The 2,594-nt window shown below is 45.4% G+C and carries 3 protein-coding genes; 1 reads left to right on the forward strand and 2 read right to left on the reverse strand.

What is annotated here, in order from left to right:
* Positions 1–4: 4 nt before the first annotated feature.
* Together WEIDD23_RS05030 and WEIDD23_RS05035 are read right to left on the reverse strand one after the other, a co-directional pair.
* On the reverse strand, positions 5–517 hold the full coding sequence (locus tag WEIDD23_RS05030) for a hypothetical protein (RefSeq protein ID WP_043708989.1): 513 nt from the start codon (positions 515–517) through the stop codon (positions 5–7).
* Positions 480–1,172 (reverse strand): phosphatase PAP2 family protein, encoded by a 693-nt coding sequence (locus tag WEIDD23_RS05035; RefSeq protein ID WP_010370775.1) that lies wholly within the window; start codon positions 1,170–1,172, stop codon positions 480–482. The genes WEIDD23_RS05030 and WEIDD23_RS05035 overlap by 38 nt, the downstream gene beginning before the upstream one ends.
* A gap of 158 nt (positions 1,173–1,330) precedes the next feature.
* On the opposite strand from WEIDD23_RS05035, the gene leuS reads away from it, so the two are divergent.
* The coding region (leuS, locus tag WEIDD23_RS05040; RefSeq protein ID WP_082778312.1) for a leucine--tRNA ligase at positions 1,331–2,594 on the forward strand (1,264 nt) is incomplete at its 3' end.

Here is a 2,594-nt window from a genome sequence, read left to right on the forward strand (position 1 = left end):
TTTTTTAACGACGTTGAACAAGCAAAGCAGTTTCGCCAGTCAAAATGTCTTCGTACTTGTGGACATTGTAAGAATCGGTTGGTAATTGTGCCACATATTCTTGTGCCGCAACTAAGTTAGCTGGGTTATCTGATAGCAACAAAACCAAACCGTTTGTCTTCAACACCATTAATAACATCTTAACGGTGTTCGTTAGGGTTGTGGCATCCATAGTTTCATCGACTTGAAACAATGCAGCCGCAACGGGTGTTGTTGGTTCCAGGTAGTTCGTAATGGCAGAAAAATCCTTGCTGATAAGTTCAACGCGATTGTGCAAACCACTCAAAAATAGTGAGGTTGCGACGTCATCAATTTCAGCTTTGACATCTGAAAAGGCCAATACCTTACCGGTGTCGCCAACACGGCTAGCCAAGAAACGCGTGATATCACCGTGACGAATGGTGGCGTCAATTGCCAAATCGCCGGGGACTAAGTATTCGTTAAGCGTGATTTGCGCTAGGTTCTGGGTTGATCGCATGTTCGAAAACCTCTCGTGTTCGATATTTAAAAATAAGTTCCTTAGACATAATCAAAAAGAAAACGCCTAAACTAAAGCCGGCCAAGACGTCGGACAAGTAGTGCACGCCTAAGTAGACACGGCTAATGGGGATAGCGAAAACCAACGCGCCAAAGAGTGTCATGAAGGCGTAGCGCAATTGGTCCTGCTTCTTTAGATAGTAGTGAACTAAAACTATCAATGAACCATATAGTAACACAGCATTTAGTGCATGCCCGGATGGGAAGGAATAGCCACCTTGTGCAATGACATGATAAATGTCAGGACGGGGACGATGAAAGATATGTTTCATTAACATCATTACGCCAAGACCAAAGACACCGACATTGACGACCATAAAGACAGCAACGTCAATTTTACGGATTAGCAAGGCAATAATGGCGGTGATGGCCATGACCAAGGCGGTCCATTTTGTATTACCACCACGGGTGATGTTACGGAAAAACCAAGACCGTTCAGGGGTTAGGGGTTCACGAATGTGTTTGAACCCAAATTGGTCAATCCAATCGATATAGCCCAGGTGGTGTGTATAACCAAACGCTAAAAAGATAAACATCAGCAAACCCGCAATTGCGACACCAAGTTGCAGGTAGTCGAATTTACGCATTTGGGACATATGCGACAGCTCCTTTCACATTAAAAATTTCATAAACTCAGTCTATCACAAAATGACGTCTCAATTCGGCTGAATGTTCGAGTGGTTAACCCCGCTTGTTCATTGAAATAAGGCGGTTTTTTTGTTAAAGTTAGAACATTAAAGTGAGGTTATCGATAATGGCATATCAACACAAAGAAGTAGAAAAGAAGTGGCAACGCTTCTGGGAAGAGAATCAGACCTTTAAGACGTCATCAGACCACTCAAAGGAAAAGTTCTTTGCAATGGACATGTTCCCATTCCCATCAGGACAGGGACTGCACGTTGGACACCCAGAGGGTTACACGGCAACTGATATCGTTTCACGTATGAAGCGTATGCAAGGGTTTAACGTTTTGCACCCAATGGGATTCGACGCGTTTGGTTTGCCTACTGAAGAGTACGCAATTAAGACGGGTGAAGATCCTCGTGTTGTGACGGCAAAGAACGTTAAGAACTTCCGCCGCCAAATGAAGACGCTTGGGTTGTCATATGACTGGTCACGTGAGGTTAACACGACGGACCCTAAGTACTACAAGTGGACGCAATGGATCTTCGAACAATTGTACAAGAAGGGTTTGGCCTACGAAGATGAAATCATGGTTAACTGGGCCCCTGATTACAATGGTGGTACGGTTGTTGCCAATGAAGAAATCATTGATGGTAAGACGGAGCGTGGTGGCTTCCCAGTTTACCGTGTCCCAATGCGTCAATGGGCATTGAAGATTACGGCTTACGCGGACCGTTTGTTGGAAGATTTGGATGATGTAGATTGGCCAGATGCTATCAAGGAACAACAACGTAACTGGATTGGTCGTTCAATCGGAGCTTCTGTTAACTTCAAGGTGAAGAATTCAGATGCCGAAGTTGAAGTCTTTACAACGCGTGCTGACACGTTGTTTGGTGCGACATACCTTGTGTTGTCACCAGAACATGCGTTGGTATCAGAAATTGTTTCTGACGACCAAAAGGAAGCTATCGAAGCCTTCAAGAAGTCAATTGCTTCAAAGTCAGATTTGGAGCGTACAGACTTGAACAAGGATAAGGCCGGTGTCTTCACTGGTGCATACGCCATTAACCCAATGAACGGCGAAGAATTGCCGATCTGGATTGGTGACTATGTCTTGGCGTCATACGGAACGGGTGCTATTATGGCAGTTCCTGCGCACGATACGCGTGACTACGAGTTTGCGAAGAAGTACGACTTGCCAATGCGCCAAGTATTGGCTGGGGGCGATATTGCCGACGAAGCCTACACAGGTGACGGTGAGCACATCAACTCAGGTTTCTTGGACGGCATGGGTAAGCAAGAAGCTATCGACAAGGCGATTGCTTGGTTGGAAGAACAAGGTGTTGGTCACAAGCAAGTTAACTACCGCTTGCGTGACTGGATCTTCTCACGTC

Origin of the sequence: Weissella sp. DD23 (assembly GCF_001579105.1) — a bacterium.
Lineage (GTDB): Bacteria > Bacillota > Bacilli > Lactobacillales > Lactobacillaceae > Weissella > Weissella cibaria.